This is a genomic window from Streptomyces iconiensis, assembly GCF_028657195.3.
Classification (GTDB): domain Bacteria; phylum Actinomycetota; class Actinomycetes; order Streptomycetales; family Streptomycetaceae; genus Streptomyces; species Streptomyces iconiensis.
Map to the genome: position 1 here is coordinate 140,804 of NZ_JANCPR020000015.1, position 25,194 is coordinate 165,997.

The window sequence follows — 25,194 nt, forward strand, 5'->3', positions numbered from 1 at the left end:
TCGGTTCGCCTCATCAGGTCGTCAGCATGTGCACGCTCGTGTGATCGCCGACCACCAGGCGGTGGCCGCTTCTGTCCCCTTCGGCGGCTGCCACCAGGGCGGACCGGCCGATGACCGAGCCGTGGATGTTCCCGACAGCGCTGATGGTCGCGGCGTCGAGCACGATGGAGCACTCCAGGCGGGCCCCGCTCAGCACGCAGTCGTCGCCGATCACGGTGTCGGGTCCCACGACGCTGTCTTCGATCACCGTGCCGCGTCCGATGCTCACGGGGCCGGTGATGCGTGAGTTGACCACCCGGCTGTCCGTACCGAGCCGGACCGGGCCGATCAGTTCGCTGGCGTCGTCGGCCTTACCCTCCATCGAAGGGACGAGGGCGCGCAGCAGTTCACGGTTGCACTCCAGCATGTCGTCGACCGTGCCCACGTCCCGCCAGTAGCCGGTGTAGCGGGACGCGCTGACCCTGTGCCCGGCGTCGACCAGCCACTGCACCGCGTCGGTGATCTCCAGTTCCCCCCGCGCGCTCGGCGCGATGTGCGCGACGGCCTCGTGTATCCGCCGGGTGAAGACGTACACACCGATGAGCGCCAGGTCGCTGCGGGGGCGCTGCGGCTTCTCCACGACCCGCGCCACCCGGGCGTGGCCGTCCAGTTCGGCCACGCCGAAGGCCCGTGGGTCGCCGACGGACTGGACGGCGAGCTGCGCGTCGGCGCCGCCGCCGCGGAAGTCCGCCACGACGCCGGCGATGCCCTGCGGCAGCATGTTGTCCCCGAGATACATCACGAAGTCCGCTTCGCGCAGGAACCCCTGAGCGATCCGGACGCAGTCGGCCAGCCCCCGGGGCCGGTCCTGCGGGAGGTAGCTGATCCGCAGCCCGAGCGCGGAGCCGTCGCCGAGCGCCGCGGCGATGTCGTCGGCGTATCCGCCCACCACGACTCCCACCTCGGTGATGCCCTGCGCGCGGATGTCCTCCAGGACGTGCACCAGGACGGGCTTGTTGGCGAGGGGGATGAGCTGTTTGGGCATGGTGTGGCTGAAGGGCCGTAAGCGGGTTCCGGTTCCGCCGGCCAGGACCAGGGCCTTCATCACGAGCCTCCTCCCTGTGCGGACCGGTGGCGCTCTGCCTGCTCCGGGACCGTTTCCACCGGCCGGGCACGGGCGGCCCGTCCGTAGACGAGCCGGCGCATGAGCGCGTCCAGCGGCCCGCGCAGCCCCGCGTGTTCCAGCGCGACGGCCACGGCGACGACGGTGAGCCAGACGCCGACGGCGACGACGGCGGCACCGGTGGCGTGGATCTCGTCGCCGAGGCCGAAAGCGACCCGTGCGAGGAGCAGCGCGAGCAACGCGGACTGGAGGAGGTAGCTGGTCAGTGAGCGGCGTCCGACGGCCGCCAGGGCGCGGGTCACCGGCGAGGTATCCCCGCTCCCCGAGCGCGCGACGAGCAGCCCGAAGGCGGCTGCGTACGCGAGCCCTCCGCCGAAGCCTGTGACGATGTGCAGCGCCGTCACGGCGCCTGTCGCCAGCTCGCCGATCCCCCAGGCACCCGCGCCCACCAGCGCCAGCGGCACACCGCCGAGCACCGAGACGGAGCCGCCGAGCAGCACGGTGCGCCGGAGCAGGGCCCGGTGCGCGGCGGGGTCGTCGAGGTAGCGCCTGCGCGCGGCCACGGCGCCGACGAGGACGGCGGTCAGGATCGGCCAGCCGAGCAGGATGTGCACGGCGGCGAGCGGCGCCTCCGAGAGCCGGTCGACCACCGCCTGACCGTAGTCGTGGGCCCAGAGGGTGCCGCGTGTCCGCTCGCCTCCCGCCTCCAGCTCCATCGCGACGGACAACAGGGGGACCAGGACAGCGGCGACCGCGGCGCTGATCACCACGCCCCGGTGCAGCGCGCGGTCCCCGCGGGTGAGCAGCCAGCCGAAGGCGAGGGCGGCCAGCCCGTACGGCGCGAGGATGTCGGCCGGGAAGATCAGCAAGAAGTGGACGAGGCCGAACAGGATGAGGAACACCCCGCGCCGGCGCAGCAGCCCGGCCGCCAGCGGCCCGGTGGCCCCGGCAGCGCGTTGCCGCATGACCAGCGTGGCCATGCCGTAGCCGAAGAGGGCGGCGAACATCGGGTAGGCCCGGTTGTCGACGAGGTCCAGGCTGAGGAAGGTGACGACGCGGTCGAGCGCGTCGCCCCCTTCCGGATGCGTCACAGGACCGGGGTCGCTGGTGGTGACGTACATGGGTGCGTGGGCCAGGGCGATCAGCAGCAGCATGAAGCCCCGCGCGATGTCGGGCGCCGGCGACCGCTCGGCCGCCGTCATACTCCGGCGTCCGGCCGGCCGTGCCGCGGCCCCGCCGGGGGGCGTGGTCCCGTGCCCGCTCACAGTCCCAGCTCCCGGCAGACCGGGTAGGCGGGGAGGAGGCCGGCGGCCCTGGCCTCGGCGAGCGTCGGCGCGGCGAGGTCCCGTTCGGACATTACCGGGTCGATGCCGTCGGGAAGGGGCAGCCCCAGCTCGGGATCGAGGACGGAGAGGGCGAGTTCGTTCTCCGGAACGTAGGAGCTGGTGAGCATGTAGGACATGACCGTGTCGTCCTCCAGCGCGATGAAGGCGTGCCCGACGCCGACAGGGAAGTACATGGCGCGGAAGCCGACCGGGTCGAGCAGCACGGAGTCCCACCGGCCGTACGTCGGGGAACCCACCCGGATGTCGACGACGATGTCGATGGCCGCGCCGTGCGCGCAGTAGACGTACTTGGCGGTGCCGGGCGGCGTCACGGTGAAGTGCACCCCGCGTACGACGCCACGGGCCGACCTGCTGTGGTTGGTCTGCGCCACCGGGAAGTGACGGCGCCCGACGGCCTTTTCGAAGGCCGCCTCCTGGAACGGTGAGACGAAGAGACCGCGTGCGTCGGGGAAGGTCCGCGGAGTGAACTCCACTGCTCCCTCGACGGCGAGTTCACGTATTTCCATGGCTCCTCCTGAACGGGCCCGCTGTCGGAACGCAGAGGGCGGCCGGTGCTACAGCGCCGCGAGCACCTCGCGCAACGCGTCGATCACCCGGTCCTGCGTCCGCTCGGGCAGCGACGGGTACATGGGCAGCGAGAAGATCTCGTCGGCGAGCGACTCGGTCACCGGGAGCGGCCCGGTCCGGCCGGCGAGGTGGCTGAACCCGGTCATGGTGTGGACGGGCCAGGGATAGCTGATGTTCAGCTCGATGTCGTGGTCGTGGAGCGCCTTGAGTATCCGGTCCCGCATCGGGTGCCGCACCACGTACACGTAGTACACGTGGTCGTTGCCCGGTGCGACGGACGGCAGCACGAGGCCGGTGCCTGCGAGCCCGGCCGCATAGCGCTCGGCGACGGCACGCCGGGCGGCGATGTAGCCGTCGAGCCGGGTCAGTTTGCGCCGCAGGATCTCCGCTTGGACGTCGTCGAGGCGGGCGTTGTGGCCCGGCGTCTCGACGACGAAGTAACGCTCCTCCATGCCGTAGTAACGCAGTCGGCGCATCCGCTGGGCGATGTCCTCGTCGCGGACGAGCATGCCGCCGCCGTCGCCGTAGGCGCCGAGCACCTTCGTCGGGTAGAAGGAGAAGGCCGCCGCGTCGCCGGTGGTGCCGGCCCGTACGCCGTTCCGGGTGGCACCGTGCGCCTGGGCGCAGTCCTCCAGCACGACCAGACCGTGCTCCCGGGCGAGGCTCCGCAGCGGCTCCAGGTCGACGCACTGGCCGTACAGGTGGACGGGCAGCAGACAGCGGGTGCGGTCCGTCAGCGCGGCGGCCACCTGTGTGGTGTCCATGAGATAGGTGTCGGGGTCGATGTCGACGAAGACCGGCGTGGCGCCCACCGCGTCGATGGCGACCACCGTCGGCGCCGCGGTGTTGGCGACGGTGACGACCTCGTCACCCGGGCCGACGCCGAGGGCCTGGAGCGCGAGCTTGACGGCGTTGGTGCCGTTGTCGACGCTCACGCAGTGCGGCATGCCGTGGTAGGCCGCGAACTCCTCCTCGAAGGCCCGCATGCTGCCGCCCAGGATGAGCCGCCCGGAGCTGAAGACCGTGTCGACGGCGTCGAGGATGTCCTCCCGTTCGGCCCCGTACTCCTCCAGGTAGTCCCAGACTCTGGTCGTCATGGTCGCTGTGCTCCTTCCTTCACGCCGAGGAACAGGCCACGGCCGGCTTGAGCGCCTCCGATGTACTCGGTGCTGAACCCGGCGTCGCTCAGGGCCCGTTCGTACAGGGCCCGCGGGAACAGCTGGTGCACGTAGGACTCGACGAAGTGCCGGACGCCGCTCTCGGGTTCGGCGACGACGTAGTGCACCTCCATGCGCGAGGCGTCGCCCTCGCGGTGGGCGTGCGAGACGCGGGCGATCGTGCGGTGGTCGGGCATCAGGACGTCAGCGGCCACATAGCCCTCGGCGAAGGTCTCCGGGAACCACCAGGGTTCGACGACGACGACACCGCCGGGACGCAGGTGCCGTGCGAAGCACTGTGCCGTGGTGGCCAGTTCGGCGGCGCTCTGGTGGGCCACCGACGCGAACATGCAGACCACGGCGTCGAACGTCCGGCCGAGGTCGAACCCGCGCATGTCGCCCTGGTGCAGCGGGGTTCCCGGCATCCTCTTCCGCGCGACGGACAGCATCGCCCCGGACAGTTCGAGGCCCTCGACGTGGGCGAACGCCTCCTTCAGGTAGCGCAGGTGCCCGCCGGTGCCGCAGGCGACATCGAGCAGTGAGGAGGCCCCGGGCAGTCGGCAGCGGATCTGTTCGGTCACCTGCTTGCTCTCCGCCGGGTAGTCCTTGCCGCGCAGTGTGTACACGTGGTCGTAGATCTCGGCGAACTCCGGTCCGTACACGGCTGTTCCCTCACTCTCCTCGGGCGTCGGCCAGGGCGGCGACGGTGCGCTCCAGCGCCGCGCGCAGCGGTACACCGGGCCGCCAGCCCGTGATGGCCCGGTACGGGGAAGCGTCGATGGTCACGCTCCGGAAGTCCGTGGCCGGCGCACCCTCGGGCGGCTGGACGGAGACGACAGGCACGGGCGGCTTCCCCTCCCGGGCGGCCACCAGTTCGGCCACGGTGCGGCACACGTCCCCGAGCGGATCTCCGCGGCCGGCGCCGAGCAGCCAGTGCCGGCCGGCGAGCGCGTCCGGGTGACCGAGCGCCGCGACGAACGCCCCGGCCACGTCCTCGACATGGACGAGGTCCCGGCGGACCGTCCCGTCGTGCCACAGGGTGAGCGATTCACCGGACAGCGCGCGGCGGACCATGAAGGCGACGAACCCGCGGTCGGCCGCCCGCGAGTCCGGCACATGGCCGAAGACGGTCGGCAGCCGCAGGCTCACGCCGCGCACCACGCCCCGCGCGCTGGCCTCCTTCAGCAGCCGTTCGGCGGCGAGCTTGTGCTGGTCGTAAGCGGTCGCGGGGTGGTCGGGCTCACTGCCGTCGATGGGGCGGTCCGGCGGCAGACCGATCTGGGAGGCGGCCCCCGCGTACACCACCAGCGGCGGCGGGCGCCCGGCACGGTCACCGCCCAGCGCCTCGCACAGGTTCTCCATCACGCCGACGTTGACCGCCCGGCTCGCCGGATCGCTCTCGGCCGCGCGCCAGCCACCGCTGTGCATGACGAGGTGGATCACCACGTCGGCACCGGCCACGGCCTCCGCCAGTTCGCCGGGCCTGGTGAGGTCGGCCCGCCGTATCTCGATACCGGCCGCGCCACCTCCCGCCGCTTCCGCGCCGGGCACGTGGCTGGGACGGCGTGCCACCGCCCGTAACCGGATGTCCTGGCGTGCCAGCGCCGCCGTGACGGCCGACCCGACGAAGCCCGAGGCTCCGAGCACGGCGACCGTGCGCCGCTTCCGCTGATCCCGCTGCTGGGACGTCATGCGCCGACTTCTCCTCGCTCGCGCCGGGGTGCCCGGTCAACCGGGTCCCGGAGCGCGTGCAGGCACGCCAGGAGGCTCCGCGCCTGCATGTTGACGTAGTGGCTGTGGCGCAGCAGCCCGGAGAGCTGGGCCGGCGTCAGCCAGCGGTAGTCGGGGTGGTCAGGCCGTGCGTCCGTCTCCACGACGAGGTGACGGCTGCGGGTGTGGAACAGCCGGCCGCCCTCGTCGGAGAGCGTGGTGTCGAACAGCACCCGGTGCGGCTCGGCCGTCAGCACCTCGTCGAGGAACAGGGGGCGCGCGGCCGGCGGCAGCCCGTCGTAGTTGCCCGGCGTGCACTGCACGGTGGGGCCCAGCTCGACCACGTCCACGAAACCCGGCTCCACCCGCTGGTGGACCAGTACGTGCGGCGCCCCGTCGAACCGTGTGAGGAGGAAGGCGACAACCCCGGTCCCGTGGGCGGCGATCATCGGCTGGGCCCATGCGCCGACCTCCCGGCCGCACGCCTCCACCCGTACGCCGATCACGTCGAAGAAGCGCCCGCTCTCATGGACCAGGGCGTCGGGCCCGCGCCGCCAGTGCCGGAGCCCGGTGAGCGGCAGCCGCTCGGTGCGCACCTCGGCCCAGCTGCGTGCCGCGGTGATCCAGCTCAGGGCCGCTTCGCTGGTGACGGGGCCGCACGGCGAGCTCTGCGGCGCGTACGGGCGCGGCTCGTGCACCGGGCCCGGCGGCGGGAAGCAGGCGAGCACGCTGCGCGCGTCCATGCCGACCAGATCGTCGAACCTGAGCAGACCCCGCAGCTCGTCGAGCGACAGCCAGTGGAACCCCTCGGCCGGTTCGACGTCCTCCAGCACCTCGACGATCATGTTGCGGTTGCGCTTGCGCAGAAACCACGACGCCTGTTCTGACTGCCGTACGTCGGCGAGCACGCGGGTTCCGCCGGCGGTCGAGCGTGCGTCGACGTTCCGGAAGAAGTCGAGATACGGGACGTCTTTGCCCCGGTGCACTCCGGTGAAGTTGCTGCGCGTCGCCTGCACGGTCGGGGAAATCTGGAGCCCGTTGATGTTCCCCGGCTCGGCCTTCGCCTGCACGAGGCAGTACGGAACACCGTCGAACCGCTTCACCAGAATTCCAAGAATTCCTGTTTCCGGCTGGTTGATTATGGGTTGGTCCCAGCACGGAACAGCACCACCGGAATGGTGTGTGCGGAGCCCCTCGACCGAGAAGAACCGGCCACTGGTGTGTGTCAGCGCCGCCGCTTCGGGCGCGCAGTCCCAGCCGCTCACGGAGGCCAACGGCACGCGCTCCACACAGGTGTAGATGTTCCTGCGCGCGGACTCGAACCATCGGCGGAAAGCAGCCGGAGCCTGCGGTTCCTCGGTGAGAAATTCCTTCATGAGCAACTCTCGGCTAGATCGGCATCGACCTTGCACTTTCAGCGGTTACTCATTTTCGCCGAACCCGCCGCCTTTTGGCGTCTCCCAGATTGCTCTTACCGTGCTCCGTTTACTCAATTCGAAGAAGGCAGGACCCAGCTACCCGAACGCCTCGCGCGGGGCCACGGATACGCACACGGACAGGGGCACGGAGACACTCACCGGCACGGGCGCGGCGGAGGAAGACAGCCGTCGCACGCGCCGGCGGCTCAGGCCGGCGGACCGATCAGATGGTGGCACTGCCCCTCGTACACCCACTGCTCCCACTCCTGCGGCGTCCAGCCGCGCTCGGTCACCAGCAGGTGGAACAGCTCAGGGCTCAGCAGCGCGTGCGAGATGTCGACGGCCCGCTCGACGTCGAGCCCCTTCGCGAGCGCGTCCTTGGCCTCCAGCGACTCCACGAAGCGACGCTGGACGACGGTGCGCTGACTCTTGTTCGCTTCCCACAGCTCGGCACCGTCCCCACTGGTGGCCGCGGCGTTGCGGAGCACTTCGAGCAGCGGGCCGACCCGCTCGAACACGAGCCGCGTCAGGTGCGCCTGGAGCCGCAACTGCCGCCGCGGGTCCTCCTCCTCCAGCGCCTCGACGACCTGGGGCCTGTCCAGGGTCGGCACGGGGTCCTCGTCGCCCGCGATGTGAACGTCGATCAGTTCCTTGAGGATCTGCTGCTTGCTCCCGAACGAGAAGTAGATCGTCTGCACCGCGACCCCGGCCTCACGGGCGATGGACTCGATGGTCGTCGCTCCGTAACCGTGCTCGACGAACAGCTTCATCGCGGCGTCCAGCATCCTGTCGCGCGTCTGCTGCGCCTTCAGACGACGGCCGGGGGACTTCTGCACCATTCCTGATCACTTCCTCGTCACTGCTTCAGCGTCTGGGGCGCCACCGGATGGCGCGTTGGTGGAACTGGCATGGGGGAGACCGTCCACTCCAGCAGGCCAGGCAAGTATGACTGCCCGGCCCCGCCGCTCGCGGAGGGGCCACACCCTCGCGGGCGGGGACCGGCGCGCGCTCACGGCCGGCTGCCGGCCGCCGCCACTCCCGTGATCTCCAGGGCCCCGTCAGGACGCTGGCGCCCCAGTCGCCCGGAGCGCAGAGCCGTACCGCCGTGCTGCGCGGACGACGTGGCCCACTGGGAACCCGGGATGCTGTCGAAGGGCAGCGCGGCACCCGTAGCGCAGATCTCCCCGGTCAGACCGGGTGACACCGCGCGCCCGTCCGCGTCGAGCACGCGCACCTGGGCACGCGGCACGGGCCGCCCGACAACCACCCCCACGCTCCGCTGCCGGTGCTCGGCCGACAGCTCGTGGGCGGTCCAGGGAACCGCTCCGCCCGACGGCGCGAACTCGGCACGCAGCCGCGTGGTCGGCAGCACCTCGAAGTGCAGGGCGGCGAGTTCCGGTGGGCACGGGCTGCCGATCAGTACGACCATGCGCGGCCTGACGGGGCGCTGCGTCCGCCGTATCGCCTCCAGGACCTGCCGGTACTCCCGGGTGTCGAGGACCGCCACACCCGAGCCGGACGCGACCCGGGCACCGGCGATCCCCTCTCCCCCGGACGGGATGTGCAGCACGCCGCCGGACCGGAACGCCCACCACATCGCGGACAGCGCCGCCCTGCCGAGCGGAAGCGGGGAGGTCCAGACTCCGCAGGTGGCCCGCCCGGCCTGCTCGATCCTGGCGTCGAGTGCCAGGCCCCAGGCCCGGTGGTCCACGAGCTGCCCACCGAACGCGGGCCCGTCCTCGGTGTTGACGAGCAGATACGCCGCGTCCGTCGGTTCGGAACGCGGCAGGGCCCGGTCGACCCGCAGCGCGGCGACCCTGCTCCAGGTCGTCCCGACGTCCATGACCAGACAGGCGGCACGGCCCACCCAGGGCGCCCGGGTCGATCTGCTGCACAGCACGGTCCGCGCGGCGCTGATCAGCGCGATGCGCCGCACCCTCGCCGCGTCGGCGCCGGGCTCGACCGGCACGCAGACCCCTCCCGCCTTCAGCACGGCGAGTTGGGCGAGCACCGAGTGGGCGTGGTTGTCGCAGTGGACGACAACCGGGTCCCCCAGCTGCACCCCGCCCCTGACGAGCGCGGTCGCCAACTGCACGGCGCCCGCCTCCGCCTTGGCGTAGGTGAGGAGGTGGGCTCCGTCGTTCAGGGCCACACCGGCAGGCTTGCGCAGAGCGGCCCTGGTGAACATGCCGTCGAGCGTCGCCTTGCCCCGGACCGCCGGCTGAGGGCCGGCCGGCCCGCCCGTGCGCGGTGCCCCGCCCGCACCGCGGCCTGCGGCTGCGCGCGGTCCTTCACCTCCGGTACGGGAGCCGCCGGCGGGCCGCGCGGCGTCGCGGGCAGGCCGCCACGCTTCGCGCGTGGGCCGCGTGCCGCGCCCGTCCACGCCGACCTGATCAGTGAGTGCCACGGCTTCCCCTGTCCTGGTGGGTAACAGCTGTCCTGGTGTGACAGCGAGCGCGGGCACGGGGCCGCCTCGACCGTCGGCTGACGAACCGGAAGTGCTGCGTCCCGGCCGCGGGCGAGGCCGGTGCGAGGAGTGGGGTCTCTTCCCCGCCCGGAGAAGAGACCCCACTCATGAGGCTGGAGCGGTGCCGGGCACCGGCACCGCCGGTGAGAGGTCGGCCGGGGAACGCCGCGCGGCGAGCAGCGACCTGACGACCGTGTCCGGCCTGACGACCGAAGCGGGCTTGGCCAGCAGGTGCTGGACGTTGAGCATGACGCGGTGCGCGGGCACCGACACGTGACTCGCCTTCATGACCTGACGTACGTACGCGTTCATGAGGTCGGTGCCGAAACCCTTGGCACCCACCGTTTCGGGGTACATGAAGTCGCTGCTCGTCGACATCTGCCACGGTGTCGCGATGACGCGCGCGGCCGACCGGTAGAACCGGCGTGCCATCGCGGAGCCCGCGTCGCCGTGCCGGTCCAGACAGCGCCGCAGCTCCACCGCTTCCAGGGTGGCCACGGTCATGCCCTGCCCGTACAGCGGGTTGAAGCTGCAGATGGCGTCGCCGATCGCCACGAACCCGTCGGGAACGGTCCGGAGGCGTTCGAACCAGCGCCGCCTGGCGGCCGGGTACAGGAACCGCTCCGCGTTCCCGTCGTCGACCGGTTTGGTGCGCGCGAGCAGTTCCGCCACCACCGGGCTGCGCAGGCCCTCGGCGAACGCGGTGAACCCTTCGGGGTCCACCGGCGCGTGCGCCCGGTGCCAGCCGCCCAGCGTGATCATCCAGCGGTTCCCCTCGACGGCGAAGACCGCGGCGGCCCGCTTGTCGTGCGGCGGCACGGCGGACATCAGGTAGAGCAGGGCGTCCTCGTGCAGCTCGCCGCCCTCGCGGTGCATGATGCGGGTGGTGTACCCGACGTCGATCTTGACGGTGGTGGTCTCCGGCGCCGGGCAGTCGAGTTGCTCCAGCCAGCGGTCGGTGCGGCCGGCGCTGCGGCCCGTGGCGTCCACGACCAGCGAGGCACCGAGCCGGCTGCCGTCGTCCAGCTCCACGCCCAACACCCGTCCTGGCACGCCGAACAGCCCGCTGACGGCGGTACGGTCCCGGATCTCGACGTTGGGCAACGCGCTGACGCGGCGCCGGACCGCGTGTTCCAGGAAGGCCCGCGTGAGGCTGATCCCGAGTTGGCCGCTGCTGAAGCGGGTGCGCAGCGCGCCCATCTGATGGAACAGCAGGTCCTGGCCCGGGTCGAAGGGAACGGCGCCGTCGCCGATCAGCTCGTCCGTGAGACCGGGGAAGAGCTGCTCCAGCTTCTGGCGACCGCTGATGAGCAGGGCGTGGGCGTGCGGACTCTGCGGCACGCCTTTCCTGTTGTCCGGATTCCCGGGCAGGGTGTCCCTGTCCAGCACGGTCACTGTTCCGAATCTGCGGGCGAGAGTACGCGCGGCGACCAGTCCCCCGATCGAGCCTCCGATAATGACTGCGTGTCCGCCGACCAGGCTCACGGGCCCTCCCCAGAAAGACAGCAATTCCGATGCGGAAACCGCTGTTGAGTCATTCTTGGGGTGCGGGCCCAAAGGTGTCTTCTCCAGGATTGCTCAACCAGCTGACGTCTTCCTTCAGGCCGCAAAGAGATCCGGCAGCGCGGCACCAATAGCGGCACGTTCGACATCAAATACACGTGTCTGCGACGGTGATTTCAGATCGAGTTCGACGGTGATCACCGAGCCCGGTACGACGCAGAAAGGCCCCGCGCTCGCAACGGCAATGGGCAGCTTCCCGGCGCCCGACCTATGTGATACCGCCTGTACGTACCAGGAACCCTCCGGAACGTATTGCACGTTCCATCGGCCGGTCCCGCTGTCGGCACGGCAACAGCGCGCGGGACGCTCATGACCGAGCGGCGGAACCGCCGCGACGAAGACCGGCTGGTCGTACTGTCCGTCCCCCCTGGTGACCGTTCCCTGAATCGCCCCGTAGGCGAAGGGCGCGTCGTCCACCCGGCCTGCCGAGAAATCGATCGCGGTCTGTCCGAGCTGCGCCAGCCTGCGGAACCGGCCCGGCGACACGCCGACGCTCTTCGTGAAGCGAGTGGTGAAGCTCCCCAGGCTGGAATACCCGACCTGCACCGAGATATCGGCTACCCGGTCCGAGGTGTACAGGAGCTTGCGCTTGGCGACCTCCTGCCGCACGGCGGCCAGGAACCGCGCGGGTGGCAGACCGGTTTCCTGCCGGAAGATCCGCGCCATGTGGAACGAACTCAGCCGGGCCGAGTCCGCGAGCGCACAGAGCGTGAGTTCCTCGTGGTACCGGGTCCGCATGACTTCGACGACGCACTCGATCTCAGAACGCATCAGAACTCCCCGTGAGTGAACGACGCGCCACGAGCCCGCTTTCGGCCCGCCCCGGTCGGCGCCGACCGGGGCGGGCACGGCCAGGCGATGGCCCCCGTGGCCAACCCCCGCCGAACTGAGCAGCCGGGACACTTGACTCGTCAATAGAGTCTACCTCTAGAGTGACACATAAGATAGCGACCCCAGAGAGGGACTTACATGACATACGTCCGGATCACCCGCTTCACGACGGACCCCGCCAACGACCAGGCGATGATCGAGAAGCGGGCCGTTCTCGTCGCCGCAGTCCGGGCGTCGTACCCGGGCCTCATCGAGGCGCGCCTCGGCCGCCTCGAAGACGGTTCATGGGTCGACCACTGGTACTGGAATTCCGCGGCGGAGATGGAGAAGGCGCTGGCCGCGGCACCCACGATCCCGGAGGCCGGCCCCGCGTTCGCGCTCACGGCCAACTCCACGGCGGAGTCGGCCGAGATCGTCGCCGTGGTCTGACCCAGGACACCTCTCCCGTCGGCCTCTGCCCCCAGCCGGACTTCTCCGAGCCGCGCGCGGGCAGGGGCCTTTCGCTGTCCCCCGGCCGTCCACGCGCACCGTCAGCAGCTGACTCCGAAGCTCCCTCACGACTCCCTCCGGCGCCCGAAGCGGGCACGAAACGGGCACGGCCCGAGCAGCTTCGGGCACGCCGGAAGATCCTTCGGAAAGAAGATGCCGGAACCGCAAGCATGAAGAAGACGGGCCCTTCCCCCGTCTGAAATTCTCTGACTGCACGTTCACCACCACCCAGTCCGAGTCGCGCTCGACGAAGAGCACCGAGAGGGTTCCTCTCACTTGGACACTCTGGCGGAAGGGATTCGCGCCCAGCGTCTCCTGCCCCGCATTCCTCACTGTTTCAGCGGGCGGCCCGATCAGGTTCCGTAACCGTACCGAAGCACCTGACAGTGCCTGCGTCCCATCATAAAGCGAACCGTGAAGTCTACGCGCGACACGTCGTGCTGCGCGGTGTCCTCCGGATCGGATCATTGCACTAGGGAGCGCAATGGAACACGCAATTCAGTGCGCCGTGAAAACGATACGCGAGAAATACTCCGAGCCCCTCACCCTGGACGAGCTTTCGAGCTGTGCCATGGTGAGCAAATTCCACTTCCTGCGCACGTTCCGGCGCATCACAGGCGTGACGCCAGGCCGCTTCCTGAGCGCGGTGAGGATTCACGAGGCGAAGATCCTGCTGCTGACGACGTCGCTCAATGTGAGCGATATCGGAGCGCAGGTCGGCTACGGCAGCACCGGCAGTTTCACACGGCGCTTCAGCGCGTCCGTCGGCTGCTCACCGACGCAGTACCGGAACAGCTCCCCGGGCGGCGAGCCGCCCGCCGCCGCTCCCCGGATGTCGCTCGTCGCGGGCGACGCGGGGACGCGCACCGAGGGGACGGTCTCCGGCCGGGTGGAAGGCCCCGACGTCACCGGCTCCGGCATCTACATCGGCGTGTTCGAAAGCCCCATCCTGGAGGGCCCCCCGGCGGCCCACACCGCCCTCGCACGGCCGGGCGGATTCCACATCGGACGGGTTCCGCCTGGTGACTGGTACATACACGCGATGGCACAGAGCGCCCGGCCCGGCGACATGACGGCGCCGGCCCGCCCCCTGCTCTCCGGCTCGGCCGGCCCTGTCGCCGTCGGACCGGGGGCGGACCTCGGGGTCCGGGTCACCCTGCGTCCCCTCAACTGGGCGAACCCTCCCATCCTGTTCTCACCCGTGGAGTGGTCCGCCCACGCGTCCTGAGCCGGCGTCAGAAGCTGTGGGGCCCGAAGCGGCCCCAGGCGACGAACAGGGCCAGCGCCAGCAGCACGACGTTGACCACGACGTTCGAGGGCTCGTTGCGGCGGATGTGGACGACTCCGGCGCCGACCATCGTGACGGCGAGCCCCGTCGCGGCCAGCGGGACCAGGACCGGGGCGATGTCGAACACCGCGGGGAGGATCAGTCCGACGGCGGCGAGGACCTCCACCGCGCCGATCGCCTTCAGCACTCCGGGGGAGAAGTCCTCGGCCCAGGTCATACTGCCTGCCGCCAGGGTCTCCTTGGACTGCGCCACCTTCATCAGGCCCAGCCCGGCGAAGGGAAGGGCGAGAACTCCCGCGACGATCCACAGGGTTACGTTCATGGCAGTGACTTCCTCTGCTTTCCAGGTGTCGAACGGGGTTCAGGAGCGGCGGCGTTGGCGGGCGCTGCGGGCACGTGGCCGGTCGCGGGGCCTTGGGTCGCCAAGCCGCGGGGAGGGGTCTCGATCACCCCCTCCCGGAGCCGGAGCGGAGCCGGAGTGCCCGGCCGACGACGCGTCGGCCGGGCACTCCGGTTGCGGTTGCCTGTCATCCACGGCGGGTTGTCACACCTCGCCGTCGATGTGCTTGCGGACGAAGGCGAAGGCGCTGTCGCCGACCTTGCGCCCCATGTCCCAGGACTCCTCGACCGCCGCCATGAAGTGCACCCCGCCCCAGAACCTGCTGAGACCGCAGTCGCGCCGCCAGTCGGTCCAGTTGTCCCAGCTGAGCACCGTGTCCTCGTGGGGCGTGACGCCCGGCTCCACCACGGACGAGCCCTTGGCACGCGTGACACGGATCCTGATGGCGTCCGTGCCGAGGAAGCTGCTCACCGCCCGCGCCTCCGCTGCGCAGAGCGCGGTGGAACCCGAGGGGTACTCCGGGTGGTCGGGGGTCCCCAGATAGCTCTGCCAGTGGCTGGCCGGCAGCCTGACGGTCCCCTTGCCCGGTCCGCCCCACGCCCGCACCGGCCGGTCGCCGTACAGATGGCGGATCGCGGTGAACGGGCGGACGGTGTCGTAGACGTTCTTGCCGTACCAGGCCGCGATGCTGGCATCGAAGGTGGCGGTGTCCGCGACGGTGTGCAGATGGACCCAGCCGTCCAGATCGGCGCCCTCCGCCGCGGAGCCGACGGCGGAGCCGAGGCTCACGAACTTGTTGTCGAACATCTCGCACTTCGTCTTCTGCTCGTCCGTCAGACGTGCCGAGGCGGCGAGGACCTCGTCGGCCTGTGCCTTGTACGCCCTGCGGTTGTGGTGGTCACTCGCCCTGGGCTCCGGGACGCGGAAAGCGCCCGGGTCGGAGTACGAGTAGGGCCTCACGTGCTGGAGCTGGGGGGTCACGAACTGCTGGACGTGGAAGATCCCGCCGCCCTTGGTCGCGATGCGCGGCTGCCAGCGCGACGGATTGCGCAGCTTGTAGGCGGTGTTCACCGGCTGGTACCCGGTGTAGTCCTCGAACGGCTGCCGGTTGTGCTCGCGTCCGCCGTGGTCGCCGAGTTGGTTCATCCCGTCGTGCATACGGTTCTTGAGCACGTTCTTGGCGGCGAGGTTCCCGATCCCGACGGGCGTACGGGTGTCCTCCCGCTCGTCGTCGGGGTTCATGCCCACCGACTCCATGGACGTACGCCACACGTCCTCGTACATGGGCAGGAGCGTGCTGTACATGCGGTAACTGGCGTACAGCAGCGCGATGTTCTTGTTCCTGTTGGTCTTCGCCTCGCTCGCGGGCCGCCGCCCGAGCTCCGAGTGGATCCCCACCGCTGTCGGGTGGTACGGCGCGATGGCGTCGAACCAGGCGTGTGCCATGAGGTTCGAGAACCGGATGATCAGCGTGGCGTCGCTCGGGTGGATCTCGGCCCGCACCGGATCGGCTGACACGGGGCCGAAGACCTCCAGGGGAGCGTTGCCCGTGTCGAAGTCGAAGCCCTCGCGGGGCCTGGCACCCGGTGCGGCCGTCGCGGGTGCCGCGAGACCGACGCCGCCGACCGCGAGGGCGCCGGCACCCGAGGCGATCCCGAAGAGCATGGAACGTCTCGGCGTTCCCTGTCTGAGCGAAGTGTCTGACTGCTTCATGTAGGGCCTCCCCCTGAGAGCCGTGACGACATGCCCGTCACGACGGCTGAGCGCCGACCATCACAGAGCCAGCTCGCGCTGTCGCCTCCTCGATTGCTCGCCACGGAACGCGGTACGCCCGGCGCACACGGCTTCTCTCCCCCCGCCGGTACGCCGGGCGTGCCGACTCCCCCGCAAGAGGGTGACACTAGAGTTAGCATATAGTAAAGTCTGCTCACGCCGGACGGTCAGACGTGCGCGACAGTTCCGTCAGCGCGAGGCGGTCGTACCACGCCGACGAGATGGACGTAGACGACGGACGAGTTCACCCCGTCCAGCGCCAGCACCTCGTTCACCGTGTCGTCGTAGAAGCCGCCGATCCCCACCGAGGACTTCCCCAGCCACGTCCCGACGAGAGCCAGGTTCTGCGCCAGGTGACCGCTCTCCTGAAGGACGAGACGATAGGAGCGCAGGCCGTAGTGGAGACGCTGGAAGGTCAGGTCCGCGACCGTGAAGACCCACAGCGGGCATGCGTCGACGTGCAGCTTTCCGCCCGCCTTGGGCGGGAAGGCCACCCGCGGGTCGGTGGCGGGCGCCATCCGCATCAGCTCCGCACTGATGTCACGGTCGTCCAGCTGGTCGAGGGCGTGCTCCAGGGGGTCGTACAGGTGGACGCCCCGGGCGAGGCCCGCGATGTCATGGCAGTACAGCAGGGTGCGCAGGGGGTAGCGCGTGCCTCCGCTGGGATACGGCCTGACCGGGTAGGAGCTGTCGGCGCCCGGCATCGTCTTCTCCGCGGTCACGCCCGCGGAGAAGTACAGCAGGGCGCTCAACTCCTCGACGGAGAAGGGCCCTTCGTACGTGCCGTACGTGCTGCGCCGGGCGAGGAGCACCTCCTCGAACCCCGGCGCCTCCGGGGCCGGCCCTCCGGGGCGGGTGAGCGCGAAGCGGGCCAGCGCCGCGGGCAGCTCCTGGCGTCCTTCCTGCGTCGCGCCGGCCATGTCGGGACGCTGGTCCATGAGGCGGGCGCCGAAGAACTTGCCGTTCTCGTGCAGGAGCCGGTCGCAGGCGGCGGGAGAGTCGGCGAAGTACGGCTCCCGCGGCCCCGGCGAGACGAGGTCCATGGACACCAGCCACGCCGTGTACGCCGTGTCCTGTGCGTCCAGGCCGAGTTGCTCGCACAGCAGGCCGGAGAGGGCACGGTGAACGTCCGCGGTCGCCAGACAGAGCCTCCCCGCCTCCTCCAGCCGGGCCAGCGACGTGCGGACGGCGCACTGCAGTTGGTGCCAGGCGCCGACCGTGGTGGTGGGCCGGGTGAGCCGCGCGCGCGTGGCGGCGTGCCGGTGCCGCCACTCGGCCTCGTTACGGAAGTGGTCCTCCTCCGCCCGGCTCCGCGCCGCGGCGACGTCCGTGACACGGGCCAGCGAGGAGGCGTGACCGCGCAGCCACTGGACCGCGTCCTTCGGTTCGGGCGCGACCGCCAGGGCCGAGGCGAGCAGCAGGGAAGCAGCGGCGCGCAGCCGCTGCTCCCGGGAAGGCGACGACCGGATCGCCGCGAGAGCTGTCCGCGCGGCATCCCCGAAGTGCCGTGCGCACACGGCGAATCCGTCGGCGCCGCCGAACCGGGCCGTGTCCGGCTCGTAGGGGAACTCCGACACCGCGGCCGGCGAGCCGCCCTTTCCCGGCCACCCGGCGGACCGTATCGCCTCCCTCAGTGCCGACATGTCGCGACCGTCCGCTTCCAGGACATGGACGCGCAGCTCGTCCCCCGCCTTGCCCGCACGCTCCAGAAACCAGCTCGCGGCCGTGGTGTCGGCGGCCCAGGGCGCGACGGCCGCCGACAACAGCCGCTCCACGGCCGTCTCGTCGTCGTCGGCGGCAACATGCAGGGAACGCCAGGAGAGAGTGCCGTCCTCCGCTCCTACCATTTCGATCACTTTCGCCATTCCGTCATCCGTCCTTGGTTTCGCGTATACCAGCAGCGGTATTCGGCAGTACGTCAAATTGTGACGATAGACGTGTGGTTGCCTTAGCCACAAGACTTCCGCCCGCGGAAAGAACAGCAATTTAGGATATTCCCCGCGGTAACCCAGCCGTGCAAAACTGCTCACTAAAGCACTTGGCAGTGGCATCTCCCCAAAAAAGGCGACCACGGGTAAAACGCGAACGTCGGAAAGTCCAGGCGAACGCCACCGGGGGGACATCCGGGGTCGACAGGCCGCCCTTTCGCGCGCTCGTGCCCGGTGCCGGTGAACGTGGCAGCAGACAGCCCTCCCCGCTTCCTCCCCGAGGGGCGGGGACACCAGCTCTGGAGACTCAGGCATGAAGTCGATCAAGGTACTCGTCGCCGGCGGAGGGATAGGCGGTCTCGCTCTCGCCGTCGCTCTGCGCGAACGCGGCATAACCACCGAGGTGTTCGAACGCGCGAAGAGTTTCGGAAATACCGGCTCCGGTATCGAGCTGACACCCAACGGCGTGAAATCGGTGGACCATATCAGCCCTCAACTGGGTGCCGCGGTACGGAGCGCCGGATGGTCAAGCGACCAACACGCAACCGACATGCCGATCAAGACATGGAACGGCAAGCTCCTGAAGAGCCGTGAGGTCGGGAACTTCCAAGCCAAATGGGGAGCGCCGATGATCGGCATTCTCCGGGCCGACCTCCACCAGATTCTGGCCGAGGCGGTACGGCGTCCGGGACCGACCTCGGCGACGGTCCATCACCAGGCAACGGTCGTCGAGGCGTCCAGCTCCGGAGGGACCGCGACCGTCCGGCTGGCCGACGGACGTTCGCTCTCCGGCGACCTGGTGGTCGGCGCTGACGGTGTGCGCTCCACGCTGCGCACGCTGGTCGCGGGCGAAGTGCCCCCGCGCTACCTCGGTTTCACCTCCATCCGCGGCATCTCCAAGAGGCCCGCCGTGCACGGGGACGGCTTCGTCTTCGTCGGGCCCGGCGGCCACTTCTTCGCCGAGGCGTTCGACGACACGCGCCTGTTCTGGACGGCCACCGTCAACGCCGACGAGCACAGCTGGCCGGCCAAGGACACGGAACAGGCCAGGGCCGATCTGCTGGATCTGTGGGGTGAGTGGTCCGCTCCCCTGGCGGAGACCGTCACGTCCTGCGCGCCGGAAGACCTCGTCGTCACCGACGTCCACGACTGTGAGCCGCTGAAGCGGTGGCACACCGGCAGGCTCGTGCTGCTGGGCGATGCCGCGCATCCGATCGGACCGGTGCTCGGGCAGGGCGCCAACATGGCGCTGGAGGACGTCGCCAGCCTGGCCGACCTGCTCACGGAGCACGACGTGCCGGCCGCCCTGCGCCACTACGGGCGGGTCAGGTCGCGGCGTGCCAACAAGATCGTCCGTCACTCCCGGCTGATCGCACGGCTGGGGCACACCACCAGTCCCCTCGTGGGCCAGGTCCGCGACGTGCTGATCAGGTCGATGAAGCGCCGCGAGGAGACCTACCGGGACAAGGAGCTGTTCAGCTACACCCCCTGAGCACGGCCCGCCACACGGCGTGCCGCCCCCACCGGACCCGACCACCGCAGAGGAAACCATGACCAACATCGCCGACTACGTCTTCCACAACGTGCCCGCCCAGCTGAGCCCTCTTGAGCAGTTCCTCGACCCGTTCACCCGCGCGGAACTCGGCGAGATCGCGCCGGGCTCCGGAGCGCGGTACCTCGATCTCGGCGCCGGCGGCGGCTCGGTGACGCGGATGCTGTCCGAACTCGCGGGTGAGACCGGGCACGTCGACGCCATCGACCAGGACACCCATATGACCCCCACGGGTCCGAACATCGACGTCCACACGCAGGACCTGAGCAAGGGGGAACCGCTCCTGGCTCCGGGCCCGTTCGACCTCGTCCACGCGCGGCTGCTGACGCATCACCTGGAGAACCGGGTGGAGTTCGTGCACCAGCTGGCCGGCTCCCTGAAGCCGGGTGGGTGGCTGCTGCTGGGAGAGTTCGTCCGCTCGGCCCCGCGGGTGGTGTCAGCGCCGAGCGAGAGGCACGCCGAGGCGTTCCGGCGCGTCCTGGACGGTCTGTACGACGTGATGACCGCCCGGCACACACACGGCAGTTGGGGACACGAGGTCCACCGGACGATGCTCGACGCCGGGCTCACGGCGGTGCGCACCCGCTGGCACTTCGAGAGCTGGACGGGTGGCGGCCACGGCTGCCGCCTGTTCGAGAACAACGTCAGCCAGAAGCGGGACGCCATGGTCGAGGCGGGTGTTCCGGCCGCCGACATCGACCTCTTCCTCACGGATCTGATGCACAACCCGGACATGGTCGTCCGCAGTCACGAGTTCGTCTCCATACGTGGCCGGCGTGCCTGAAGGAGGTTTCTCCATGTCAAGCCGCAGCCGCCATATCGCCTTCTTCAACGCCCCGGCTCCCGGGCATCTGGCACCGTCGCTCGCCGTGGTGGAAGAACTGGTCCGACGCGGGCACCGGGTGAGCTACCCGGCCACCGAACTGTTCGCCGAGGATGTCGCCTCGGCGGGTGCGACCGTCATCCCGTACGAGTCCACCATCGACATCCACCGGGACTTCCCGCCCGGTACGGGCAACTGGCTGACCAAGGTCCTGCTCGGTTCGATCCGCGAGGCCGTCGCCACCACACCGGTGTTCGACGCGTACTTCGCGGACGACCGCCCCGACGCCGTGGCGTACGACCTGTTCGTCCGCTGGACCGGGGAACTGCTCACGGAGAAGTGGCGGGTGCCCGCGGTGCGCCTCTTCCCGGTGGGCTGTGTCAGCCAGCACGTCACCCCGTTCGCCATCGGCGACGTGGCCTACGCGGAGCTGAAGGCCGAGATGCGGCGGTACGCGCACACGTACGGCGTCGATCAGGACAGAGCCTTCCATCAGATGAAGGGGGACCCCGACGCGCTCAAACTGGTCTTCTATCCGAGCAGGTTCGGGCACATCGACGCGGAGACCGACGAGAAGTTCCGCTTCGTCGGCCCCTGCTTCCCGTCGAAGACCGCCGGTGGGGACTGGCGGCCCCCGGCGAGCGGCCTGCCGGTGTGTCTGGTGTCGCTCGGCACCAGCTTCAACCACCAGCCGGAGTTCTTCCGGATGTGCCTGAAGGCGTTCGAGGGGCTGCCCTGGCACGTGGTGCTCGCACTGGGCCCCGGCGTGGAACCGGCGGACGTGGGCCCGCTGCCGCCGAACGTCGAGGCGCACAGCTGGATTCCGTTCCAGTCCGTACTGGAGCACGCCCGGCTCACGGTCTGTTCCGGCGGGACCGGCACGGTCATGCAGGCGCTGTACACCGGCACCCCGATGGTCGTGCTGCCTCAGCTGGCCGCTGCCGACGGACTGGCGCAGCAGCTCGCGGACTTCGGCGTCGCACGGGTCATCGGCCGGGACGCGACATCGGCGGAGCGGCTCAGGTCCGCCGTGCTGGACATCGCGGACGACGAGTCGGCGATGAGCGCGACGCGGGACCTGCAGGCGCACATCCACGAGTCGGGCGGGGTCGTCAGGGCGGTCGACGAGATCCTGTCCCACATCGACGACAGCGTGCCCTCGCGGGTGTAAGGAGCCGCCGGAATCCGCCGGCGGCCCCTCCTCGGCGGCTCCTGGACCCCGCTGGACCGGTTCAGGAACCGTCGAGGTCGCTGCCCGCGAGCTGTCTGTCGTACTCGGACCCCGAGAGCTGCTGGGCGAAGTTGATCAGCTCGGTCTCGAACAGGGCCGCGCTGTCGGTCACCGCCCAGGCCATATGGCCGAAGATCTCCATCGCGATGATGCCGTAGAGCCGCGCCCACGCGGCCAGAAACGCGAAGATCACGGGGAGTTCGAGACCTTCCTGCCCCGTCAGGTACTCCCGCAGGCCGGGCGCCAGCCGGTCCTCGATGAGATCGACGGACGGGGTCCGCAGCCCTCCACGCCGGTTCAGCTCCGCGATCTCGCCGAGGAACGCGACCCCCACGCACGCCGGTGCGTAGTCAGGCTCCTGCGGCTCAGGCCCTCCTTCGACTCCCGGCGGTGGCGGACCGAGCATCAGCCCGAACTCCGCCCGGTGTGCCAGCCCCCAGGTCCGGAAAGCACGCGCCATCGCCATCAGACGGGCCAGCGGATCATCGCCAGGCACGCTGTCGCGCGCCTCCATGGTGGCCTCGCCCAGCTCCTCGAAGAGGTCGCTGCGCACCCCGGCCAGCAGCGCGTCCAGGCTCGGGAAGTACCGGTAGAGCGCCGACGGGGTCATCCCCATCTCCCGGGAGATGGCACGCAACGAGACGGCCTGCGGGCCGCCCTTCACCAGAAGCTGCCTGGCCACGTCCTTGATCTCTCCCACGGCGGAGGCTCGCCTCTTCTCACGCCAGTTCGATGACATCCGCTCGTCCATTCCGTCGGGCTGCGACCTGCGACCAGCATGCTACGAGAACATGCTTGACAACAGAGTACAACGTCTGCAAAGTGAATGGTGTTCTCGTTTCGGTGTGGTGTTTACACGACGATGAAGGTGCGAATGTGAGTACACAAACCCAGGCACCATCCAGCCACGAGCGGCCCGGCGCGGCCTCGGCGACGCCCGCGATCGAGATCAGCGGACTCACGAAGATCTACGGCTCGTCGGAGACCAAGTCCGTCGATGACGTGTCGCTTTCGGTCCCGGCGGGAACGGTCTTCGGCTTCCTGGGGCCCAACGGCGCCGGCAAGACCACCACGATCAAGATCCTTGCCGGGCTGCTGGCCGCCACCTCCGGCCACACACTGCTCAACGGTTACGACGTGACCCGCCGGCGCTCAGCCGCCATGCAGCAGTTCGGCGCCGTGCTGGAGGGCTCACGCAACGTCTACTGGAACCTCTCCGCCTGGCAGAACCTGCTCTACTTCGGCCGGCTGAAGGGCATGCGCACCGCCGAGGCCCGTTCCCGGGCCGAGGAACTGCTCAAGGGCCTGGGCCTGTGGGAACGCCGTTCAGAGAGCGTCGGCGGCTACTCCCGCGGCATGCAGCAGAAGGTCGCGGTGGCGGCGGCGCTGATCGCCGACCCGCCCATCGTGCTTCTGGACGAGCCGACGATCGGCCTGGACGTCGAGGCGACCCGCACGGTCATGGAGTGGGTCCGCACCCTCTCCCGGGACCGGGGCAAGACGGTTCTGCTCACCACCCACCAGATGAACGTGGTGGAGGAACTGTGCGACCGGGTGGCCGTGATCCGGGAAGGCAAGGTCATCGCCGACCTGCGGACCGAGGAACTGCTCTCCCAGTTCCGTGAGCGGGACAAGTACGAGGTCCGTATCGAGGGCGACCTCCCGGACGAGGCGTTACCTGACGGCTTCACCGCCAAGGCCCACGAGGGCACGACGACCATCTCCGGCCGCGTCAGCGATCCGCAGGAGGTCTACGCGCTCGTCGACCGGCTCCGCGACCGGCGTGCCGTGGTGCAGTCGCTCGCCCAGGTGCAGCCCGACCTCGAAGACGTCTTCATGGGTCTCATCAAGGCGCCCGCCCATGACTAGCGTCGCGACCGCCACCACCACGGAAGAGCTCGGCCCTTCGGTCCGGGCCGACTGGAAGCTGACCCCGGGCAGCGGACTGCGCATGATGAGCGCCGAGGTCCGCAAGGGACTGCTCGCGCAGCTGTCCCACCCCCTCGGCCACATCATCACGCTCGTCGTCAGCACCGTCCTGTACCTGGGCATGCAGTACGTGATGGGCCAGGGCTCACTCCGCAGGGACCTGCTCCCCGAGACGCTGGTCGGCATCAGCGGCTACTGGTTCCTCCAGTACGCCAGCCTGGTGATGGTGGCGGACCTCGTGGAGGAGAAGCGCGGCGGGACGTACGCGCAGAGCCACATGTCACCGGCCCCGCCCTCACTGATCATGCTCGGACGGCTGGTCACCGCGTCCCTGATCGGCATGACGGTGGCCGTTGTCGCCACGCTGGTACCGATGCTCGTGGCCGATGTGACGATCCCGCTGCGGGCCGGGGCACTGGTGCCGTACGCGCTGGTGGTCGTCAACGTCCTGGCATTCACCTTCGTGCTGGCGGCCGTCGCCCTCCGCTCGCCCATGGTCGGTGCCCTGCACTCGCTGTTCACCTCGCTGGTGATCCTGCTGAACGGCTCGATGATGCCGCTCTCCCTCTACCCGGACTGGCTCGCGGTGGTGGCGCGTCTCCTGCCGACGACACTCGCGGTGGAGGCCACCTCGAAGATGCTCTTCCGCGACGAGTCGCTCGGGGACATCTGGTCGGACGGGACGCTGGCGTGGCTGCTCGCCTACACCGTGGCGCTCATCGTCTTCGGAGGTTGGCTCTTCACCCGAAACCAGCGCAGAGCCGTGCGCGACGGCCGGCTCGGCCAGTACTGAAACGGCGGGGACCCACCATGACAACGCTCACTCCGACTGCCGATCGCTCCGCTCCGGCCGCCATCGCGGAACGCCCGCACGCCTCCACCTATCTGAACGGGTTCGTCAACGAGGTGCACAAGGGCCTGCTGGGCCTGCGGGCCGGCTGGCGCGAAGTCCTCGTGCAGATGATCACCTTTCCGCTCTTCTACCTGCTCCTCGTCCTGTTCATGGGGCGCGGACAGCTCAAGGACGACCTGCTCGTGCCGGGGCTGCTCGGCATGGTCGCGCTCACGTTCATCCACGAACAGGTGAACCGCGTCTTCTGGAGCTACCTCGGCGACCTCCAGTCGGGGGTCCTGGAGCAGACCTACCTCACCCCGATGCCCTCCTGGGTGCTCGTCCTCGGGCGGCAGGTCGCCGCCGTCGTCTCGGCCCTGCCGAGCGCGCTGTCCGTCCTCCTCGTCGGCGTGATCACGATCGAGGCGCGGGGCGGGAACACGCCCTTCGACGTGCAGATCCTGGTACCCCTGGCCGCGATGGTCCTGGGCACCTGCGGATTCGCACTGGTCCTGTGCGGACTGACCCTGGTCTACAAGCGGATCGAGATCATCACCCAGTTCTCGATCGCCATCTGGTTCATCGCCGGGGGAACCTTCGTCCCCCTCGACAAGATGCCGGACGTCACCGCCTTCCTCAGCCGGCTCATCCTGCCGATCGCCCCGGGCATCGAGGCGACCCGCGACATCCTGCTGGGCGGGCACTCGCTGACGAACCTGCCGACCGGCTGGGGGCTGTGGTGGGTGCTCCTCCAGCCCCTCCTGCTCGTAGCGGCCGGCGTGGTCCTCTTCGGCCGCCTGGAGCGGGTCGCACGGCGCCGCGGCACCCTCGGCCGGTACTGACACCGG

The 25,194-nt window shown here is 69.9% G+C and carries 23 protein-coding genes; 8 read left to right on the forward strand and 15 right to left on the reverse strand.

The features are described 5' to 3' along the window. Positions 1–13: 13 nt before the first annotated feature. The 11 genes from NMN56_RS17210 to NMN56_RS17260 form a co-directional block, all read right to left on the reverse strand. A complete protein-coding gene (locus NMN56_RS17210) occupies positions 14–1,084 on the reverse strand; it encodes a glucose-1-phosphate thymidylyltransferase (RefSeq protein WP_274045320.1) in 1,071 nt (356 codons plus the stop codon). After that, complete coding sequence (locus tag NMN56_RS17215; RefSeq protein ID WP_274045319.1) at positions 1,084–2,304, reverse strand: DUF418 domain-containing protein; 1,221 nt, start codon at positions 2,302–2,304, stop codon at positions 1,084–1,086. The genes NMN56_RS17210 and NMN56_RS17215 overlap by 1 nt, the downstream gene beginning before the upstream one ends. 59 nt (positions 2,305–2,363) lie before the next feature. Beyond that, entirely contained in the window at positions 2,364–2,954 is a 591-nt protein-coding gene (locus NMN56_RS17220) for a dTDP-4-dehydrorhamnose 3,5-epimerase family protein (RefSeq protein ID WP_274045318.1), read from the reverse strand. A 48-nt stretch (positions 2,955–3,002) separates the two neighbouring features. Further along, entirely contained in the window at positions 3,003–4,112 is a 1,110-nt protein-coding gene (locus NMN56_RS17225; RefSeq protein WP_274045317.1) for a DegT/DnrJ/EryC1/StrS family aminotransferase, read from the reverse strand. Then, on the reverse strand, positions 4,109–4,834 hold the full coding sequence (locus tag NMN56_RS17230; RefSeq protein ID WP_274045315.1) for a class I SAM-dependent DNA methyltransferase: 726 nt from the start codon (positions 4,832–4,834) through the stop codon (positions 4,109–4,111). Before NMN56_RS17230 ends, NMN56_RS17225 begins: the two co-directional genes overlap by 4 nt. A 10-nt stretch (positions 4,835–4,844) precedes the next feature. Continuing rightward, positions 4,845–5,864, reverse strand: coding sequence for an NAD-dependent epimerase/dehydratase family protein (locus NMN56_RS17235; RefSeq protein WP_274045313.1), 1,020 nt, complete (start codon positions 5,862–5,864; stop codon positions 4,845–4,847). After that, on the reverse strand, positions 5,861–7,258 hold the full coding sequence (locus NMN56_RS17240; RefSeq protein ID WP_274045312.1) for an NDP-hexose 2,3-dehydratase family protein: 1,398 nt from the start codon (positions 7,256–7,258) through the stop codon (positions 5,861–5,863). The genes NMN56_RS17235 and NMN56_RS17240 overlap by 4 nt, the downstream gene beginning before the upstream one ends. A gap of 248 nt (positions 7,259–7,506) precedes the next feature. Beyond that, positions 7,507–8,139: a TetR/AcrR family transcriptional regulator gene (locus NMN56_RS17245; protein WP_274045311.1), complete on the reverse strand. Its 633-nt coding sequence runs from the start codon at positions 8,137–8,139 to the stop codon at positions 7,507–7,509. A gap of 170 nt (positions 8,140–8,309) precedes the next feature. Further along, positions 8,310–9,707, reverse strand: coding sequence for an AMP-binding protein (locus NMN56_RS17250; RefSeq protein ID WP_274045310.1), 1,398 nt, complete (start codon positions 9,705–9,707; stop codon positions 8,310–8,312). Between the two features lie 165 nt (positions 9,708–9,872). Next, positions 9,873–11,252, reverse strand: coding sequence for an NAD(P)/FAD-dependent oxidoreductase (locus NMN56_RS17255; protein WP_274045309.1), 1,380 nt, complete (start codon positions 11,250–11,252; stop codon positions 9,873–9,875). Positions 11,253–11,366: 114 nt separating this feature from the next. Beyond that, positions 11,367–12,101: a helix-turn-helix domain-containing protein gene (locus NMN56_RS17260; RefSeq protein ID WP_274045307.1), complete on the reverse strand. Its 735-nt coding sequence runs from the start codon at positions 12,099–12,101 to the stop codon at positions 11,367–11,369. A gap of 198 nt (positions 12,102–12,299) precedes the next feature. Between NMN56_RS17260 and NMN56_RS17265 the strand changes: the two genes are divergently transcribed. Then, positions 12,300–12,590 carry an antibiotic biosynthesis monooxygenase gene (locus tag NMN56_RS17265; RefSeq protein ID WP_274045306.1) on the forward strand — a complete coding sequence of 97 codons (291 nt, stop codon included), beginning with the start codon at positions 12,300–12,302 and terminating at the stop codon, positions 12,588–12,590. Between the two features lie 544 nt (positions 12,591–13,134). Then, entirely contained in the window at positions 13,135–13,878 is a 744-nt protein-coding gene (locus NMN56_RS17270) for a helix-turn-helix domain-containing protein (RefSeq protein WP_274045305.1), read from the forward strand. Positions 13,879–13,885: 7 nt separating this feature from the next. On the opposite strand, the gene NMN56_RS17275 is transcribed toward NMN56_RS17270, so the two are convergent. The 3 genes from NMN56_RS17275 to NMN56_RS17285 all read right to left on the reverse strand — a co-directional run bounded on the left by NMN56_RS17275 (position 13,886) and on the right by NMN56_RS17285 (position 17,916). Next, a complete protein-coding gene (locus NMN56_RS17275; RefSeq protein WP_274045304.1) occupies positions 13,886–14,260 on the reverse strand; it encodes a DoxX family protein in 375 nt (124 codons plus the stop codon). A gap of 222 nt (positions 14,261–14,482) precedes the next feature. Beyond that, positions 14,483–15,991 (reverse strand): vanadium-dependent haloperoxidase, encoded by a 1,509-nt coding sequence (locus NMN56_RS17280; RefSeq protein WP_274045303.1) that lies wholly within the window; start codon positions 15,989–15,991, stop codon positions 14,483–14,485. Between the two features lie 227 nt (positions 15,992–16,218). Continuing rightward, positions 16,219–17,916 carry a SagB family peptide dehydrogenase gene (locus tag NMN56_RS17285; protein ID WP_274045302.1) on the reverse strand — a complete coding sequence of 566 codons (1,698 nt, stop codon included), beginning with the start codon at positions 17,914–17,916 and terminating at the stop codon, positions 16,219–16,221. A gap of 376 nt (positions 17,917–18,292) precedes the next feature. On the opposite strand from NMN56_RS17285, the gene NMN56_RS17290 reads away from it, so the two are divergent. Genes NMN56_RS17290 through NMN56_RS17300 form a run of 3 tightly spaced genes read left to right on the forward strand, consistent with a single transcriptional unit; the run spans position 18,293 to position 21,525 of the window. Continuing rightward, complete coding sequence (locus tag NMN56_RS17290) at positions 18,293–19,471, forward strand: FAD-dependent oxidoreductase (RefSeq protein WP_274045301.1); 1,179 nt, start codon at positions 18,293–18,295, stop codon at positions 19,469–19,471. A 58-nt stretch (positions 19,472–19,529) separates the two neighbouring features. After that, positions 19,530–20,315, forward strand: coding sequence for a class I SAM-dependent methyltransferase (locus tag NMN56_RS17295; protein WP_274045300.1), 786 nt, complete (start codon positions 19,530–19,532; stop codon positions 20,313–20,315). 13 nt (positions 20,316–20,328) lie between these two features. Beyond that, positions 20,329–21,525, forward strand: coding sequence for a macrolide family glycosyltransferase (locus tag NMN56_RS17300; protein WP_274045299.1), 1,197 nt, complete (start codon positions 20,329–20,331; stop codon positions 21,523–21,525). A gap of 61 nt (positions 21,526–21,586) precedes the next feature. Here the strand turns inward: NMN56_RS17300 and NMN56_RS17305 are convergent, their stop codons facing one another. Beyond that, a complete protein-coding gene (locus NMN56_RS17305) occupies positions 21,587–22,285 on the reverse strand; it encodes a TetR/AcrR family transcriptional regulator (RefSeq protein WP_280842848.1) in 699 nt (232 codons plus the stop codon). A 176-nt stretch (positions 22,286–22,461) separates the two neighbouring features. Here NMN56_RS17305 and NMN56_RS17310 point away from each other — a divergent pair, with 176 nt between their 5' ends. From NMN56_RS17310 to NMN56_RS17320, 3 genes are read left to right on the forward strand one after another with little or no spacing between them, the layout of a single operon-like run. Then, complete coding sequence (locus NMN56_RS17310) at positions 22,462–23,454, forward strand: ABC transporter ATP-binding protein (protein WP_274045297.1); 993 nt, start codon at positions 22,462–22,464, stop codon at positions 23,452–23,454. Then, positions 23,447–24,307 (forward strand): ABC transporter permease, encoded by an 861-nt coding sequence (locus tag NMN56_RS17315; protein WP_274045296.1) that lies wholly within the window; start codon positions 23,447–23,449, stop codon positions 24,305–24,307. Before NMN56_RS17310 ends, NMN56_RS17315 begins: the two co-directional genes overlap by 8 nt. Positions 24,308–24,324: 17 nt before the next feature. Then, entirely contained in the window at positions 24,325–25,188 is an 864-nt protein-coding gene (locus NMN56_RS17320; protein WP_274045294.1) for an ABC transporter permease, read from the forward strand. Positions 25,189–25,194 lie beyond the last annotated feature (6 nt).

Excerpts from the sequence above, each read along its gene's own strand:
- NMN56_RS17225 (WP_274045317.1), bottom strand. The coding sequence starts at position 4,112 with ATGACGACCAGAGTCTGGGACTACCTGGAGGAGTACGGGGCCGAACGG.
- NMN56_RS17245 (WP_274045311.1), bottom strand. The coding sequence starts at position 8,139 with ATGGTGCAGAAGTCCCCCGGCCGTCGTCTGAAGGCGCAGCAGACGCGC.
- NMN56_RS17265 (WP_274045306.1), top strand. The coding sequence starts at position 12,300 with ATGACATACGTCCGGATCACCCGCTTCACGACGGACCCCGCCAACGAC.
- NMN56_RS17320 (WP_274045294.1), top strand. The coding sequence starts at position 24,325 with ATGACAACGCTCACTCCGACTGCCGATCGCTCCGCTCCGGCCGCCATC.
- NMN56_RS17215 (WP_274045319.1), bottom strand. The coding sequence starts at position 2,304 with ATGACGGCGGCCGAGCGGTCGCCGGCGCCCGACATCGCGCGGGGCTTC.
- NMN56_RS17220 (WP_274045318.1), bottom strand. The coding sequence starts at position 2,954 with ATGGAAATACGTGAACTCGCCGTCGAGGGAGCAGTGGAGTTCACTCCG.
- NMN56_RS17260 (WP_274045307.1), bottom strand. The coding sequence starts at position 12,101 with ATGCGTTCTGAGATCGAGTGCGTCGTCGAAGTCATGCGGACCCGGTAC.
- NMN56_RS17275 (WP_274045304.1), bottom strand. The coding sequence starts at position 14,260 with ATGAACGTAACCCTGTGGATCGTCGCGGGAGTTCTCGCCCTTCCCTTC.
- NMN56_RS17295 (WP_274045300.1), top strand. The coding sequence starts at position 19,530 with ATGACCAACATCGCCGACTACGTCTTCCACAACGTGCCCGCCCAGCTG.
- NMN56_RS17280 (WP_274045303.1), bottom strand. The coding sequence starts at position 15,991 with ATGAAGCAGTCAGACACTTCGCTCAGACAGGGAACGCCGAGACGTTCC.
- NMN56_RS17300 (WP_274045299.1), top strand. The coding sequence starts at position 20,329 with ATGTCAAGCCGCAGCCGCCATATCGCCTTCTTCAACGCCCCGGCTCCC.
- NMN56_RS17235 (WP_274045313.1), bottom strand. The coding sequence starts at position 5,864 with ATGACGTCCCAGCAGCGGGATCAGCGGAAGCGGCGCACGGTCGCCGTG.
- NMN56_RS17270 (WP_274045305.1), top strand. The coding sequence starts at position 13,135 with ATGGAACACGCAATTCAGTGCGCCGTGAAAACGATACGCGAGAAATAC.
- NMN56_RS17210 (WP_274045320.1), bottom strand. The coding sequence starts at position 1,084 with ATGAAGGCCCTGGTCCTGGCCGGCGGAACCGGAACCCGCTTACGGCCC.
- NMN56_RS17240 (WP_274045312.1), bottom strand. The coding sequence starts at position 7,258 with ATGAAGGAATTTCTCACCGAGGAACCGCAGGCTCCGGCTGCTTTCCGC.
- NMN56_RS17315 (WP_274045296.1), top strand. The coding sequence starts at position 23,447 with ATGACTAGCGTCGCGACCGCCACCACCACGGAAGAGCTCGGCCCTTCG.
- NMN56_RS17290 (WP_274045301.1), top strand. The coding sequence starts at position 18,293 with ATGAAGTCGATCAAGGTACTCGTCGCCGGCGGAGGGATAGGCGGTCTC.
- NMN56_RS17285 (WP_274045302.1), bottom strand. The coding sequence starts at position 17,916 with ATGGCGAAAGTGATCGAAATGGTAGGAGCGGAGGACGGCACTCTCTCC.